Source organism: Delftia sp. BGA-UO-ETr-SB1, assembly GCF_059567865.1.
The window spans coordinates 176,669-192,532 of record NZ_JCAQOW010000006.1; the positions used below are offsets into that span (position 1 = coordinate 176,669).

12 protein-coding genes are annotated in these 15,864 nt (G+C 68.7%); 9 read left to right on the top strand and 3 right to left on the bottom strand.

Annotation, left to right across the window (positions count from 1 at the left end):
* Positions 1–178 precede the first annotated feature (178 nt).
* Positions 179–1,444 (bottom strand): urea ABC transporter substrate-binding protein, encoded by a 1,266-nt coding sequence (gene urtA, locus AC57B5_RS19660; RefSeq protein ID WP_012202159.1) that lies wholly within the window; start codon positions 1,442–1,444, stop codon positions 179–181.
* Positions 1,445–1,658: 214 nt separating this feature from the next.
* Between urtA and AC57B5_RS19665 the strand changes: the two genes are divergently transcribed.
* Positions 1,659–5,159, top strand: a complete 3,501-nt coding sequence (locus AC57B5_RS19665; protein WP_496400168.1) for a hybrid sensor histidine kinase/response regulator — start codon at positions 1,659–1,661, stop codon at positions 5,157–5,159.
* A 19-nt stretch (positions 5,160–5,178) separates the two neighbouring features.
* The gene (locus AC57B5_RS19670; protein WP_496400169.1) at positions 5,179–6,153 is read left to right on the top strand and encodes a response regulator; all 975 of its coding nucleotides are present in this window, start codon (positions 5,179–5,181) and stop codon (positions 6,151–6,153) included.
* On the opposite strand, the gene AC57B5_RS19675 is transcribed toward AC57B5_RS19670, so the two are convergent.
* The gene (locus AC57B5_RS19675; RefSeq protein ID WP_012202156.1) at positions 6,126–6,620 is read right to left on the bottom strand and encodes a PACE efflux transporter; all 495 of its coding nucleotides are present in this window, start codon (positions 6,618–6,620) and stop codon (positions 6,126–6,128) included. The genes AC57B5_RS19670 and AC57B5_RS19675 overlap by 28 nt on opposite strands.
* 74 nt (positions 6,621–6,694) lie before the next feature.
* Here AC57B5_RS19675 and AC57B5_RS19680 point away from each other — a divergent pair, with 74 nt between their 5' ends.
* From AC57B5_RS19680 to AC57B5_RS19695, 4 genes are all read left to right on the top strand, one after another.
* Positions 6,695–7,627 carry a LysR family transcriptional regulator gene (locus AC57B5_RS19680; RefSeq protein ID WP_496400170.1) on the top strand — a complete coding sequence of 311 codons (933 nt, stop codon included), beginning with the start codon at positions 6,695–6,697 and terminating at the stop codon, positions 7,625–7,627.
* Between the two features lie 68 nt (positions 7,628–7,695).
* Entirely contained in the window at positions 7,696–9,342 is a 1,647-nt protein-coding gene (locus AC57B5_RS19685) for a M30 family zinc metallopeptidase (RefSeq protein ID WP_496400171.1), read from the top strand.
* A gap of 5 nt (positions 9,343–9,347) precedes the next feature.
* Positions 9,348–9,749: a hypothetical protein gene (locus AC57B5_RS19690; RefSeq protein ID WP_013800101.1), complete on the top strand. Its 402-nt coding sequence runs from the start codon at positions 9,348–9,350 to the stop codon at positions 9,747–9,749.
* Positions 9,750–9,777: 28 nt separating this feature from the next.
* The gene (locus AC57B5_RS19695; RefSeq protein ID WP_013800100.1) at positions 9,778–10,650 is read left to right on the top strand and encodes a PPK2 family polyphosphate kinase; all 873 of its coding nucleotides are present in this window, start codon (positions 9,778–9,780) and stop codon (positions 10,648–10,650) included.
* Positions 10,651–10,674: 24 nt separating this feature from the next.
* Here the strand turns inward: AC57B5_RS19695 and AC57B5_RS19700 are convergent, their stop codons facing one another.
* Positions 10,675–11,493: a fumarylacetoacetate hydrolase family protein gene (locus tag AC57B5_RS19700; RefSeq protein WP_496400172.1), complete on the bottom strand. Its 819-nt coding sequence runs from the start codon at positions 11,491–11,493 to the stop codon at positions 10,675–10,677.
* A gap of 176 nt (positions 11,494–11,669) precedes the next feature.
* Here AC57B5_RS19700 and AC57B5_RS19705 point away from each other — a divergent pair, with 176 nt between their 5' ends.
* The 3 genes from AC57B5_RS19705 to AC57B5_RS19715 all read left to right on the top strand — a co-directional run bounded on the left by AC57B5_RS19705 (position 11,670) and on the right by AC57B5_RS19715 (position 15,863).
* Entirely contained in the window at positions 11,670–12,974 is a 1,305-nt protein-coding gene (locus tag AC57B5_RS19705; protein WP_013800098.1) for a Glu/Leu/Phe/Val family dehydrogenase, read from the top strand.
* Between the two features lie 310 nt (positions 12,975–13,284).
* On the top strand, positions 13,285–14,253 hold the full coding sequence (locus tag AC57B5_RS19710; protein ID WP_012202149.1) for a Bug family tripartite tricarboxylate transporter substrate binding protein: 969 nt from the start codon (positions 13,285–13,287) through the stop codon (positions 14,251–14,253).
* Positions 14,254–14,282: 29 nt separating this feature from the next.
* Positions 14,283–15,863, top strand: a complete 1,581-nt coding sequence (locus tag AC57B5_RS19715) for a class I adenylate-forming enzyme family protein (protein ID WP_496400173.1) — start codon at positions 14,283–14,285, stop codon at positions 15,861–15,863.
* Position 15,864: the final 1 nt, after the last annotated feature.

Below are 15,864 nucleotides of genomic sequence, written 5' to 3' on the forward strand. Positions count from 1 at the left end.
GTGCTGCTCCTGCGCGCAAGCCAATCGGGAAACGCAATCAATGCGACGAGCCGCCCCTGCCTGAAACTGGCAGAGCCCGACGCGGGAGACACCGAGGAAGGGCCGTCCCGCACCGAGGGTGTCGTCCCCCTCCCGCGTAGCGAGAGAGGGGGAAGCCGCGCAGCGGCTCAGGGGGTGCTTATTGATATCCCTTGGGGAAGGGATCGGGTTTGATCAATTCCGGAGATTCCGAGACCACCTTGAACGTGCCGTCCGGCTGCCCCACGGCAATGCGCGACTTGCTCCACAGGTGGTGGTTGGCGTCCACCTTCACGTAGCCTTCGGGCGCGGTCTTGAGTTCCAGCCCCGGCGATGCGGCCACCACCTTGTCCACGTCGAAGCTCTTGGCCTTTTCCACGGCGGCCTTCCACAGCCAGGGGCCCAGGTAGCCGGCCTGGGTGACGTCGCCGATGACGGCATTGGGGCCGTACTTGGCCTTGAAGGCGGCCACGAACTTCTTGTTGTTCTCGTTGTCCAGCGTCTGGAAGTACTTCATCGAAGAGTAGAAGCCCGTGAAGTTCTCGCCGCCCACGCCGGTCATCTCGTCCTCGGTCACCGACAGCGTGACCAGCAGTTGCTTGTCACCCGTGATGCCTGCGGCCTTGAGCGCCTTGTAGAAGGCCACGTTGGAGCCGCCCACCACGGCCACGAAGATGCAGTCCGGCTTTTGCAGCTTGATCTTGTTGACCAGCGAGCCGAAGTTGGTGCTGCCCAGCGGGTAGTACTCCTCGCCGACGACCTTGCCCTTCTGGAAGTTCTCGATGTGCTTGCGCGCGATCTTCATGGAGGTGCGCGGCCAGATGTAGTCCGAGCCGATCAGGAAGAAGGTCTTGGCCTTCTTCTCGGCCTTGGCCCAGTCCAGGCTGTACAGGATCTGCTGCGTGGCTTCCTGGCCCGTGTAGATCACGTTCTTGGACTGCTCCAGGCCTTCGTAGAAGGTGGGGTAGTACAGCAGGCCGTTTTCCTTCTCGAACACGGGCAGCACGGCCTTGCGCGAGGCGCTGGTCCAGCAGCCGAAGACGGCGGCGCAGCGGTCGTTGATGAGCAGTTTCTTGGACTTCTCGGCAAAGGTGGGCCAGTCGGAGGCGCCGTCTTCCTTGATCACGCGGATCTTGCGGCCCAGGATGCCGCCCATGGCGTTGATCTGGTCGATGGCCAGTTGCTCGGCCTGGATGGAGCCGGTCTCGGAGATCGCCATGGTGCCCGTGGCCGAGTGCAGCTGGCCCACGACGACCTCGGTGTCGGTCACGGCCAGCTTGGTGGTGTTGACCTGGGCCGTGGGCTGGGCGAAGGACCAGGCCGGCAGCCCGGCCACCGAGGCGGCGCCAAGCGCCTGCAGGACGCGGCGGCGGCCCATTTCCGTGCCGGGGGAACCAGGTGTGCGGGGGTCGGAGGGGTGGCTCATGGTGACTCTCCTGTAAGGATCGGTTGGGTGATCTGCAAGTGGCTGAAAACTGGCGTTGCGGTTACGGCTTGTTTCCGCGCTGGGTCCAAGATTAGGAAGAACCCTTGAAACCGCCCATACGTCAATTGACGTAGCCATCTGCGTACGCACCCCACGCAACCCTCTTGAAAGCCGCTCCAGCATTGGCCCCGCACGTTTCTTGCTACACCTGGGAATGCACTCCGCCCCCCCGCCCGACAGCCCCGCCAGCACCTCGCCCGCGCCGCAGACCATCTTTCGGTTCCGGCGCGAATACAACGCCTGGGTGGCCGACGAGACCATGGAGGACTACGCGCTGCGCTACACGCCGCGCAGCTTTCGGCGCTGGAGCGAGTTCCGCGTGGCCAACACGGCCTTCGGCTCGCTGTCCTTCCTGGCGCTGGAGGCGATCGGCGGCGCCATTGCCCTGAACTACGGCTTTGCCAACGCCATGTGGGCCATCGTCACCGTGGGGCTGGTGATCTTCCTGACGGGGCTGCCCATCGCCGTCTGCGCGGCACGCTACGGGCTGGACATGGACCTGCTGACGCGGGGCGCGGGCTTCGGCTACCTGGGCTCGACCATCACCTCGCTGATCTACGCCGTCTTCACCTTCATCTTCTTCGCGCTGGAGGCGGCCATCATGGCGCTGGCCCTGCAGCTGGTGGTGGACTGGCCGCTGCAGTGGTGCTATGCGCTATCGGCCCTGGTGGTGCTGCCGCTGGCCATGCGCGGCATCACGCTGATCTCGCGCCTGCAGGCCTGGACGCAGCCGCTGTGGCTGTTCCTGCTGGTGCTGCCCTTCGTGTGGATGGCGCTGTCCCAGCCCCAGCTGTACCGCGACTTCGCCAGCCTCACCGGCCTGCGCTCGGGCAGCAGCCAGTTCGATCCGCTGATGTTCGGCGCGGCGGCGGCCGTGATCTTCGCGCTGGTGGTGCAGATCGGCGAGCAGGTGGACTTCCTGCGCTTTCTGCCGCCGCGCACCCGGGCCAACCGCCTGCGCTGGTGGGGCGCGGTACTGGTGGCCGGGCCGGGCTGGGCCGTGATGGGCATGCTCAAGATGGCAGGCGGCGCGTTTCTCGCCTTCGCGGCCATGCAGCTGGAAGGGGTGGACGCCTCGCGCGCGGCCGAGCCCACGCAAATGTTCCTGGCAGGCTTCCAGCAGGTGCTGCAGGCCCTGGGCCTGCCGGGGCTGGCCGTGGCGGTGACCGTGGTCTTCGTGGTCATCTCGCAGGTCAAGATCAACGTGACCAATGCCTACGCGGGGTCGCTTGCCTGGTCCAACTTCTTCGCGCGCATCACGCGCAGCCATCCGGGGCGCGTGGTCTGGATGGTGTTCAACGTGGTCATCGCCACCTTGCTGATGACGCTGGGCGTGTTCGGCGCGCTGGAGAAGGTGCTGACCATCTACAGCAACGTGGCCATCGCCTGGGTGGGCGCGCTGGTGGCCGACCTGGTCATCAACAAGCCGCTGGGACTGAGCCCGCCGGGCATCGAGTTCCGCCGCGCCCATCTGTACGACTTCAATCCCGTGGGTCCGGGCGCCATGCTGCTGGCAGCCGCCGTGGCCTGCTGCGCCTATGCGGGCCTGCTGGGCGAGACGGCGGCCGCGTTCTCGCCCTTCATCGCGCTGGCGCTGTCCATGCTGCTGTCGCCGCTGCTGGCCTGGCTGACGGGCGGGCGCTACTACCTGGCGCGGCCCGCAGGCAACCTGTGGAAGCCCGGCGAGACCGTGCGCTGCGCCGTCTGCCAGAAGCATTTCGAATCCGAGGACATGGCGCACTGCCCCGCCTACGGCGCGCCCATCTGCTCGCTGTGCTGCTCGCTGGAGTCGCGCTGCCATGACCGCTGCAAGACCGGATCGCGCGCGGGCGAGCAGTTGCATGCGCTGGCCTCGGCCCTGCTGCCGCCGCGCTGGGCGACCAAGGTGAACTTCCGCGCGGGCCAGTACCTGGTGGTGATGCTGTCGCTGTGCGCGGTGACGGCCTTCATGGTGGGCGTGGTCTACATGCAGGAAAGCCTGCAGGCAGGCAGCGTCGATGGCGGCGCGCTGCGCATCCCCTTCCTCAAGGTCTTCGCGCTGCTGGCCCTGCTGTGCGCCGTGGCCGCCTGGTGGGTGGTGCTGAGCACGGACAGCCGGCGCATGGCGCAGGACGAGTCCGAGCGCCAGAACCAGCTGCTGCTGCAGGAGATCGCCGCCCACAAGCGCACCGATGCCGAGCTGCAGGCCGCCAAGGACCATGCCGAGCAGGCCAGCCAGGCCAAGACGCGCTATGTGGCCGGCATGACGCACGAGCTGCGCTCGCCGCTCAACAGCCTGCTGGGCTATACGCAGATCCTGCTCAAGAGCCCGCAGGTCGATGGCTGGGTGCGCGAGACCCTGTCCACCATGCAGCACAGCGGCCAGCACCTGCGCGCGCTGATCGACGAATCGCTGGAGCTGGCCAGCATCGAGGCCGGCCGCCTGCGCCTGGACCTCGCCCCCCTGCCCCTGCCCGCGCTGATCGACGGCATCGAGGCCATGATGCGGCCCCAGGCCCAGGCCAGGGGGCTGCAGTTCTCGGTCGAGACGCTGGGCACCATGCCGCGCTGGGTGCGGGCCGACGCCAAGCGGCTGCGCCAGATCCTGATCAACCTGCTGTCCAACGCCGTGCGCTTCACCCAGCACGGCGAGGTGCGGCTGCGCATGGACTTCAGGCCCCATGTCTCGCGCATCGAGGTCATCGATACCGGCATCGGGATCGAACCGCAGGACATGGAGCGCATCTTCGTGCCCTTCGAGCGCGGCAGCGCGGGCCGGCGCGTCAGCGAGGCGGGCACGGGCCTGGGGCTGACCATCACCCATCTGCTGACCGAGCTGATGGGCGGGCAGCTCACCCTGAGCAGCACGCCCGGCGAGGGCAGTTGCTTCACCGTGCGCCTGTACCTGCCCGAGATGGCGCCCGACGCGTCCTGGGTCCCTCCGGGCGCCGCCGCCACGCTGCACACCGTCATCGGCTATCTGCCGCCCCGGCGCACCCTGCTGGTGGTGGACGACCAGCCGCTGCAGCGCCAGCTGCTGGCCGGCCTGCTGCTGCCGCTGGGCTTCGAGATCCGCGAGGCCGCCAGCGGCCGCGAGTGCCTGGAGATCGTGGAGCAAAGCCCGCCCGACCTGGTGCTGCTGGACATCAGCATGGACGACCTGGACGGCTGGCAGACCGCCGCCCTGCTGCGCGCGCGCTGGGATGCGCAGCAGCTGCCCGTGGTCTTCGTCTCGGCCAACCTGTTCGACAACGACCCGCCGCGCCTGGCCGATGCGCGCTGCCAGGGCTTTGTCGCCAAGCCCGTGACCGAGTCCGAGCTGCTGCAGGTGCTCGAGCGCGTGCTGCGGCTGGAATGGGTGCATGACAACCGCCCGCTGCTGCTGCCGGCGCCGCGTGCAGAGCAGGCAGAGGCCAAGGCAGAGGAGGCGCCGTCAGCCGCCCCCTTCCCGCCCGATCTGCGTGAAGACCTGGCCCGGCTGGCGCGCTCGGGCCAGGCCACGGCCCTGCGCGAGCGCCTGCGCCAGGCGCGCCAGCAGGCGCCCGCGCATGCCGCGCTGCTCGATGCGCTGCAGGCCTGCGCGAACCGCTTCGACTTCGATGCGCTGGCGCGCATGCTGCCGCGGCCCGAGCAAGAGGATGAAGAAGACGAAGAAAGAGAGGAGACCGATGAATGAGAACCCGCAAAGGCCACAGATGACGACCGCCGACAGCAGCAGCCACCCCAGCCATCCCCCTCACAACGCCCACGTCATCCTCGTGGTGGACGACGCGCTGGACAGCCTGCGCATGCTGTGCGACGCGCTGGCCGCCGAAGGCTACGTGGTGCTCGCCGCCCGCGACGCCGACGAGGCCCTGCAGCGCTTCGCCCTCACCGTGCCCGACGGCGTGCTGCTGGACGCCGTCATGCCCGGCATGGACGGCTTCACGCTGTGCCGCACGCTCAAGGCCACGCCGGCCTGGGCCCATGTGCCCGTGGTGTTCATGACCGGCCTGTCGGACACGGACCAGATCATCCGCGGCTTTGCCAGCGGTGGCGTGGACTACGTGGTCAAGCCGCTGCGCATCCCCGAGGTGCTGGTGCGCCTGGCCACCCATGTGCGCAATGCCCGCGCCACGCGCCAGGCGCAGGAGGCCGTGGACGTGGCGGGGCTGGGCGTGGTGGTGCTCGACGGCCAGGGCCGCGTGGCCTGGCGTTCGCCCCAGGCATCGCGCTGGCTGGAGGAGGCCTTTGCGGACCAGCCCTTCCCGCTGGAGGCGGCCGGGGACTGGCTGGCCGGCGCCCGCCAGCCGGATCAGCACGGCAAAGCGGATCAGGAGGGCCAGCCCGCCCCCCAGGATCTGGCGCTGGCCCTGGCCGATGGCCGCCAGCTGCTGGCGCGCCACATGGGCGCCAGCGGCCTGGGGGAGTCGATGGTGCTGCTCAGCCACGAGGCGCCGCAGACGCCGGCCGCGCGCCGGCTGCAGCAGGTGGCGCTCACCCCGCGCGAGACCGAGGTGCTGTCATGGCTGAGCAAGGGCAAGACCAACCGCGACATCGCCGACATCCTGGGCATGAGCCCGCGCACGGTGAACAAGCACCTGGAGCATATCTTCGAGAAACTCGGCGTGGAGACCCGCACGGCCGCCGCCGCCGTGGCCGGTCAATTGCTGCAGGCCGGCTCGCCCTGAGCACGCGGGGCCACCGCAGCGGACGCCGAGGCCGAGGCCGGCAGGCCGAACACATGGTCGAAGCACCAGTTGAAGACATAGGTGTAGACCAGGAAGAAGACCAGCAGGCCGGCCTCCATCACCGTGGCCTCCCACAGCGTGACGCCGAACCACCAGGCCATCAGCGGGATCAGCACCATGGCCAGCCCGCCCTCGAAGCCCAGGGCGTGCACCACGCGGCGCATCACCGAGCGGCCCTTGACGCTCTGGCGCGCCTCCCATTGCTCGAACAGGTGATTGAAGGTCAGGTTCCAGACGATGGCCAGCGTGGAGGCGGCAATCGCCATGCCGCCCGAATGCCCGGCGCTCTGGCCGATGGCCATGAACAGCAGGCTGGAGGCCGCGATGGCGATCAGTTCATACAGGGTCACGAAGACCACTTTGCGCTTGGGCCCCTGGAGGCCCTTTTTGTGTGTCTGCAAGGTCATAGGGGGCGCAGTTTATTTGTCCGGAATTGAACGTTAAAGTCAGATTCTTTCAATAAAACTGACAAGTTCCCGCCATGTCCTTCCCCGCTGACCAGGTGCCGCTGTTCCTTGCCGTGCTGGACCACGGCTCGTTTTCCGCCGCCGCACGCCGGCTGGGGCGGGTGCCCTCGGCCGTGAGCATGGCCATCGCCCAGCTGGAGGCGGAGCTGGACCTGCAGCTGTTCGACCGCAGCGGCCGCGAGCCCCGGCCCACGGCGGCGGCGCGCGCACTGGAGCCCCAGGCCCGGCTGCTGGCCGCCCAGCTGCAGCAGCTCAACCACCAGGCGCTGGCTCTGCACCAGGGACTGGAGGAGCGGCTGACCCTGGTGATCGCGCCCGAGCTGCTGTCCACGGCCTGGGCCGCGCCGCTGCAGCCGCTGGTCGAGGAATTCCCGGGGCTGGAGGTGGAGGTGCTGGTGGCCGCCCAGGTCGATGCGCTCAAGGAACTGCATTCGGGCCGCGCGCATCTGGCCCTGGTCTTCGAGCGCCCGGCCATCGACGGCCGCGAGGATTTCCAGGAGATGGGCCAGGAAACCATGGTCGCCGTGATGGCGGCCAGGCACCCGCTGGCCCGGCAACTGGGCGTGGACGGGCAGCAGCGCCTGGACGTGGGCCAGCTGGCCGGCGCGCGCCAGATCCTGCTGGCCAGCCGCGACCTGGCCCATACCGATCCGCGTTTCGTGATCTCGCACCAGCTGTGGCGCACGGACAGCCATCTGGCGGCCCTGTCGTTGGTCTCGGCCGGCCTGGGCTGGGGGTGGCTGCCCTTCAGCGTCGCCGAGCCCCTGCTGCAAACGGGCGCGCTGCTGCGCATCCCGCTGTGCAACATCAGCAACGGCACCCAGCTGTTCGTCGACTGGGTGTGGTCCAAGGAGCGCCCGCTGGGGCTGGCGGCGCGGCGGTTCGTGGAGCAGCTGCAGGTGCCGGTGCGGCTGGAGCCGGACAGCGATGCGGATCGCATCGGGTAGCATCTCTCGCCATATCGGACCAAAAATCCACATCTCCAGCAGCAGGTCACACAAGAGGAAGGGAAAACATGTTCTTTGATCATCAGCACAGCAAAACCGCCATCGCACTGGCTTTGGGCGCCGTTCTGGCCGGTTGCGGCGGCGGTGGAGGCGGCGGGCCGTCCGGCCCGTCTTCCCAGTTGACGGCCGCCTGCTCGGGCACGGCCTGCGGCGCGGCCAATGCCACCACCTATTCGGGCCAGGGCGTGGGCGTCTGGAGCTACACCAACACCACGCAGGCCGAGCTGCAGATTCCTGTGGCGCTGACCAACCTGGGCAGCAAGCAGGTCACGCTGATCTACACCAACAACGGCGACGCCAGCGTGCCCATGCCCGCCCTGACGCTGACACCGCCCGCGGCGACCACCGCCACGGCCCAGAAAAGCCTCAGCGCCGCATCCACAACGGTCAACCAGATTCCCGAGCGCATCCGCAACTTCAAGCCCCGCCTGACGGCAGCGGACACGCAGGCGCGGCAATCCATCAAGCCGCAGGCAGCGGCCATCCTGCCCGTGGGCAGCCAGCGCAGCTGGTTCGTCCAACCCGGCGACTCCCGCATCGAAACCCGCCAGGCCACGCTCAGGCGCCAGGCCAGCGTGCCCACGCCCACCGGCACCCGCACCATCAACGTCTGGCTGGAAGACAGCGAGTACGACGCGGCCAAGGTCAGCGATGCCATGCTCGACACGCTGGTCCAGCGATTCACCAGCGGCTCCGACGCGGTCTATCCCCTGATCACCGGACTGTCTGGCGAACCCTGGGGAGCACACTCCTACGGCGACCTCATCGACCCCGACCAGCCCCTGGACATCGTGTTCGTGAATTTCGTGCCGGACCGCACTCCGTACGGGCTGCTGGGCTATTTCTGGTCGCTGAACAACTTCAAGGCGGACCCTGCAGATCCCGATGTCAAGTACAGCAACCAATCGCTGTCCTTCTACATGGATACGGAAACGCTGTACCTGGACCCTGCCGCCGGCATGACCAACCAGATCAGCACGCTGTCCCATGAGTTCGTCCACATGACGAACTTCTACCGCCGCAGCGTCCAGCTGTCCAAGCCGGGAACCGACTACGCGTTCGACACCTTCCTGGAGGAAATGAGCGCCATGATGGGCGAAGACATCGTGGCCCAGCGCGTCACGCCGGGCTTCAACTCCATCGCCAGCGGACGCGTCCCCTCCTGGCTGTCCCGCTCTGGTTTCAACTGCGATCCGGCCGCCTGGAGCGCCGACACCGCCGCGCCCTGCTTCGGCTACGACGTCAACGGCAGCCTGGGCGCCTATCTGGTGCGCCAGTACGGCGTGGGCTTCTACAAGCAGCTGCTGAGCAACACCACGTCCACCGATTCGCTGCAGGTCCTGGGCAATGCCATCCAGCAGGCCGGCGGTCCCACGCTGCCCGTTGCCGTCCAGCGCTGGGGCGCGAACATCGCCCTGCTGCCCGCAGACAGCCCCGGCGGCTTTGGCTGGCCTGCGCGCACGGAGCAGGGCTTCACCCTGGCGGCGATCAACGGCAGCAGCCTGGCGTCTTCCCGGGTCCTGCCCACCACGGTGCCGGTGAACCTCAATGCGCGCGGCCATTTCCCCTTCCTGCGTCAGCCTGATGCGCAAGGCACCTACCAGGAACAGCTGCGTGTTCCGGCAGGCAGCACGCTGACAGCCGTCGTACGCTGAACGCCATGAACCACGCACACCCGACTGCTTCCGCCCGCGGCCTGCGCCGCAGTCTGCCGCTGCTGCTGGCCAGCGGCCTGGCCCTGCTGAGCGCCTGCTCGGCCCCGGCTTCGCCCGCCGCCAGCGCGGCTGCACCGGCCTCGGGCGCGGCGGCCGAACCGGGCCAGCCCCTGACCCTGCAAGGCCGTCTGGTGCTGCGTGGCAATGCGCCCCATGAGCAGCCCGTGCTGCAGACTGCCTCCGGCGAGACCTGGCAGCTCAAGGGCCTGAGCGCCGAGCAGGTCACGCAGTGGCAGCGGCAGAACGTGGAGGTCCGGGGCCAGCCCGGCCCCAGGCCCGCCGCTGGCGCCGCGCCTTCGATGGCGCCGCCGCAACTGCAGGTGCAATCCATTCGCGCCCAGCCCTGACCTTCCCCGCTCACCCACCGCTCAAGCCATGGACGCCTTCAACCCTTTCTCCAGCCGCGATGCGGCCGTGCAAAAGCTCTGGGAGCAGTGGCAGCCGCGCTCCGCCAAGTCCGACAAGGACAAGCCGATTGCCCTGGCCGACTTCGACCCCGGCGCCAAGCCCTTTTCCAACGGCAACGGCAAGACCGAGGACAAGGCCGCCGTCGAGGCCCTGGCCGAAGAGATCGATGCGCTGCAGAACCTGCTGTACGCCGACCGCCGCTACAAGCTGCTGGTCGTGCTGCAGGGCACGGACACGGCGGGCAAGGACGGCACCATCCGTGGCGTCTTCGGCCGCACCAGCGCCCTGGGCATGAACGCCGTGGGCTGGAAGGCGCCAACCGATGCAGAGCGCGCGCACGACTACCTGTGGCGCATCCACCAGCGCGTGCCGGGCGCAGGCGAGATCACGGTATTCAACCGCAGCCACTATGAGGATGTGCTGGTGCCCGTGGTCAACGGCTGGATCACGCCTGAGCAGCAGCGCCAGCGCTTTGCCCACATCAACGACTTCGAGCGCATGCTCAGCGAGACGGGCACCGTGGTCGTCAAGTTCCTGCTGCACATCAGCGCCGACGAGCAGCGCGCGCGCCTGCAGGAGCGCCTGGACGACCCGGCCAAGCACTGGAAGTTCGACGAGAACGACATGAAGGTGCGCACGCAGTGGAAGGACTACCAGCAGGCCTACGGCCAGTTGCTGGGCGCCACGCACACGCCTTGGGCGCCCTGGACCATCGTGCCCGCGGATTCCAAGACGCACCGCAACCTCATGATCGCCACCTTGCTGCGCGAGGTGATGCGCAACCTGGACCTGCGCTTTCCCGAGGGCGATCCGGCCCTCAAGGACTACAAGATCACCTGATCACTCGATGGCCTGCCTGAAGCCTCACAGCTGCAGGCGGGCCTCGGCGATGCCGTCCAGCTCAGCCACCACCAGGTCACCGGCCTGCGCAAAGGCCAGTCCATTCCACGTGCCCGTAGTCACCACCGTGCCTGCGGGCACGCTGCCATAGCGGCGCACCAGTTCCTGCAGCCAGCCGGCCAGCAGCCACAGCGGGTCGCCCAGCGGATGCGTTCCGGTGAACGCCTGCAGCGGCGCCGCGCCCACGCGCAGCCGGCAGACCTTGGCTGACCAGTCCCGCGGCGACTCGCGTGGCAGCAGCCGCGAAGCGTCCTGCCAAGGTCCCAGCACTAGGGCGCCATGGCACAGGCCGTCGGCGGCCAGCAGCAGCGGCGGTGCCTTCAGGTGCTGGCGCCAGCGCGTATCCACCACCTCGATGGCGGCGGTGATGCCGTCGATCAGCTCCAGGCCCTCGCCGGGCTGCAGGGCGGCGGCCATCGCGGCCGTGACATCGCGGCCCAGACGCAGAGCGATCTCGGCTTCGATGCCGCGCAGGTGCAGCGGCGCGCCGCCAGCGACCGAGGGGCTGGCCCAGACGCCTTCTTCGGGCAGCGGCGCATGGGTCAGCGGGGCATCGCGGCGCGGCGCGCCAGACTTCCAATAGCCCGGAACGCGGCCCGGCCCCTGCGGGCTGCCGGCCACGCGCCAGCCCAGGGCGGGCGCAATGGCGGCCTGCACGGCCTGTGCATCTGCGGGCGTGCGCACCACGTCGGCCCAATCGTCGGCGTCCAGCAATTCGCCGCTGTGGCGTGCCTGGAGCAGCGCGTGGGCCAAGGCTGTGGGAGTGCGGGGCGTGTTCGTCATGGAGCGGCTTTCCTGGAGTGCATCGGTGGGTCTCAAGCGGCCCCGATTGTCCGCTGGACAAGGCGCTCCCAGGGTTATGCATTAAATGCATAAGGCTCTCGCTCATAAGGCGTTGGACAGCGCATAGCCCCGGGAATAAGCTCAAAACCCTCAGACAACTCTTGTGTGGAACCACCATGCAGCAACCCGCTTCGGCCGGCGTTACCAACCACGCCATCCCTTCCTACCTGCAGGCCGATCACCTCGGCCCCTGGGGCAACTACCTGCAGCAGGTCGATCGCGTCACGCCCTATCTGGGCCATCTCGCCCGCTGGGTCGAAACCCTCAAGCGCCCCAAGCGCATCCTGATCGTCGATGTGCCGATTGAGCTGGACAACGGCACCATCGCCCACTACGAAGGCTACCGCGTGCAGCACAACCTGAGCCGCGGTCCCGGCAAGGGCGGCGTGCGTTTCCACCAGGACGTGACCCTGTCCGAAGTCATGGCCCTGTCGGCCTGGATGTCGGTCAAGAACGCGGCCGTCAACGTGCCCTACGGCGGCGCCAAGGGCGGCATCCGTGTCGATCCCAAGACGCTGTCGCGCGGTGAGCTGGAGCGCCTGACGCGCCGCTACACCAGCGAGATCGGCCTGCTGATCGGCCCCTCCAAGGACATCCCCGCGCCTGACGTCAACACCAATGGCCAGATCATGGCCTGGATGATGGACACGTACTCCATGAACACCGGCGCCACCGCCACCGGCGTGGTCACGGGCAAGCCCGTGGACCTGGGCGGCTCGCTGGGCCGCGTCGAGGCCACCGGCCGCGGCGTGTTCACCGTGGGCGTGGAAGCGGCCAAGCTGACCGGCCTGTCGGTCCAGGGGGCGCGCATCGCCGTGCAGGGCTTCGGCAACGTGGGCGGCACGGCCGGCAAGCTGTTCGCCGACGTGGGCGCCAAGGTCGTGGCCGTGCAGGACCACACCGGCACCATCCACAACGCCAATGGCCTGGACGTGCCGGCCCTGCTGGCCCACGTGGCCGCCAAGGGCGGCGTGGGCGGCTTTGACGGCGCCGAGGCCATGGACGCTGCCGACTTCTGGAGCGTGGACTGCGACATCCTGATCCCCGCCGCACTGGAAGGCCAGATCACCAAGGACAACGCCGGCAAGATCAAGGCCAAGATGGTGATCGAGGGCGCCAACGGCCCCACCACCACCGAGGCCGACGACATCCTGACCGAAAAGGGCGTGCTGGTGCTGCCCGACGTGCTGGCCAACGCCGGCGGCGTGACGGTGAGCTACTTCGAATGGGTGCAGGACTTCTCCAGCTTCTTCTGGAGCGAGGACGAGATCAACGCCCGCCTGGTGCGCATCATGCAGGACGCCTTCGCGGCCATCTGGCAGGTGGCCCAGCAGCACGGCGTGACGCTGCGCACCGCCACCTTCATCGTGGCCTGCCAGCGCATCCTGCATGCGCGCGAGATGCGGGGACTGTATCCTTGATCACCCCCTGAGGCGCTGACGCGCCTTCCCCCTCTCTGCTTGCTTCGCAAGGGAGGGGGACGACACCCTCGCGGCGGGGCGGCCCTTGCTCGGTGTTCCTGACTTGGGCCGCGCCAGTTTTTGGCGCTGTGCACCCCACAGGCGCTTCGGCGCCTTTTTTCTTGTGTCCGCCTTTTCGGCAACGGGTTAGCACCCGTTCCAGCAGGCCTAAGCGCGGGTTTCCGAATGGCGAAGCGGATCTCCAGTCAAACCCTGGTGCCCTGGGGCCCAGGGTTTTCTATCGTTGCGGGCAGTGAACTGGAGACTGCCCATGACCGTCCGACGCAGCCTGCTGGCCTTGCTGGCCGCTTTGCCTTTTTTCTCTCTGGCTCCTGCCGCCGCGCTGGCGGCGGCCTGGCCTGAACGCCCCATCACCATCGTGGTGCCGGCCGCCGCTGGCGGCACCACGGACATTGCCGCGCGCGTGCTGGCCGAGAAGATGGGCAAGGACCTGGGCACCTCGGTGGTGGTGGAGAACAAGGGCGGTGGCGGCGGCAGCATCGGCACGGCCCAGGTGGCGCGCGCCAGGCCCGATGGCTACACGCTGCTCATGGGCAACATCGGCCCAGTGGCCATCAATTTCAGCCTGTACAAGCAGCTCAGCTACAAGGAAAGCGATCTGCGCGGCATCACCAATGTGATCTCCGTGCCCAACATCCTCGTGGTCCATGCCGATTCGCCCGTGCGCAGCGTGCGCGAGCTGGTGGAGCTGGCCAGGACCCGGCGCCTGAACGTGTCCACGTCGGGCGTGGGCCAGTCGCCGCACATGTCCTCGGAGATGTTCCGCCAGAAGGCCGGCATCGAGGTCACGCTCGTGCCCTTTCCCGGGGCCGCGCCTGCGGTCACGGCGCTGCTGGGCCAGCAGGTGGACTACATGATCGACAACCTGCCCAGCTCCATGCCGCACATCAGGAGCGGCAAGTTCCGTGCGCTGGCCATCACCAGCGCCACGCGCTCGGCCCAGTTGCCCGAGGTGCCCACCATGACCGAGGCCGGCGTGCCCATGCAGGTCACGGCCTGGTTCGGGCTGCTGGCCCCTGCCGGCACGCCCGATGCCGTGGTCGAGCGCATCCAGCAGTCGGCCCGGCGCGCCATGCAGACGGCCGAGGTGCGCCAGCGCTTTGCCGACCTGGGCGGCGTGCCCGGTGGCGAGACACCGGCCGAGTACGACGCCTTCATCGCCCAGGAACGCAAGAGCTGGGCCCAGATCGTCAAGGCCGCAGGCCTGTCGCTGGAATAGTGGTCCCCTCCCGTCCCTCCCACCCTCCCATGCAAGAAGACATCGCCTCCCTGCTGCGCCAGCCCTTTGGCTCGCTGCCCGAACTCGTCGCGCTGCAGGCCAGCCAGCGCCCCCGCCACACCGCCCTGGCCATGGATGGCCGCAGCCTCGACTACGCCGCGCTGCGCCTGGGCATGGACCGCGTGGCCCTGCGCCTGCAACGCCAGGGCCTGGGCCCCGGCGACGTGGTGGCCATCTGCGCGGGCAGCTCGCCCGAGTATGTGCTGGCCTTCCTGGGCGCGCTGCGCGCGGGCGTGGCCGTGGCGCCGCTGGCCCCGTCGGCCACCGCCGGCCACCTGAGCGCCATGCTGGACAACTGCGGCGCCCGGCTGGTGCTGCGCGACGCGGACACCGCCGCGCAATGGCCGCTGCAGGCCGGACAGGATCTGCAATGCGTGGCCCTGGACGGCGCTGTCGAAGCCGGCATGCCGTGGTCGCAATGGCTGGCTGCGGACGAAGCGGACCATGGCACGGCACCCACGCCCATCCACCCCCAGCCCGACTGGCCCTTCAACGTCATCTACTCCTCGGGCACCACGGGCGTGCCCAAGGGCATCGTCCAGTCCTGGGCCATGCGCTGGGCCCATGTGCAGCGCGCCATCCACAACGGCTACGGGCCCGATGCCGTCTCGCTGTGCGCCACGCCGCTGTACTCCAACACCACCCTGGTCGCGGCCCTGCCCACGCTGGGCCTGGGCGGCACCCTGGTGCTGATGCGCAAGTTCGACGCGGCGCACTACCTGGAACTGGCCGAGCGCCACCGTGCCACCCACACCATGCTCGTGCCCGTGCAGTACCAGCGGCTGATGCAGTGCCCGGGGTTCGACGGCGCCGACCTGAGCCGTCTGCAGCACAAGTTCTGCACCAGCGCGCCCTTCCATCCCGCGCTCAAGGCCGAGGTGCTGCGCCGCTGGCCCGGACGGCTCATCGAGTACTACGGCATGACCGAAGGCGGCGTGCGCTGCGAGCTGCACTGCCATGACTTCCCCGACAAGCTGCACACCGTGGGCAGGCCGGGACCGGGCGCCGACATCCGCTTCATCGATGAGCAGGGCCGCGAACTGCCGCCCGGCGAGCAGGGCGAGATCGTGGGCCGCTCGGCCGGGATGATGAGCGGCTACCACCGCCTGCCCGACAAGACGCAGGAGGCCGAATGGTTCGATGCCCAGGGCCTGCGCTTCATCCGCAGCGGCGACGTGGGCCGTCTGGACGAGGACGGCTTCATCGTGCTGGGTGACCGCAAGAAGGACATGATCATCACGGGCGGCTTCAACGTCTACCCGAGCGACATCGAGTCCGTGCTGCTGCAGCACCCGCAGGTGGCCGAATGCGCGGTGATCGGCGTGCCCTCCGATGCTTGGGGCGAGACCCCCGTGGCCTACGCCGTGGCGCGCCCCGATGCCACGCCCTCGGCCGCCGAGCTGCGCGAATGGCTCAACGCCCGCGTGGGCAAGACCCAGCGCGTGGCCGAGCTGCGGCTGGCCGCCAGCCTGCCGCGCAGCGAGATCGGCAAAGTGCTCAAGCGCGCGCTGCGCGAGCAGTACCAGGCCGGCGCCCTGTCCTCTTCATGAA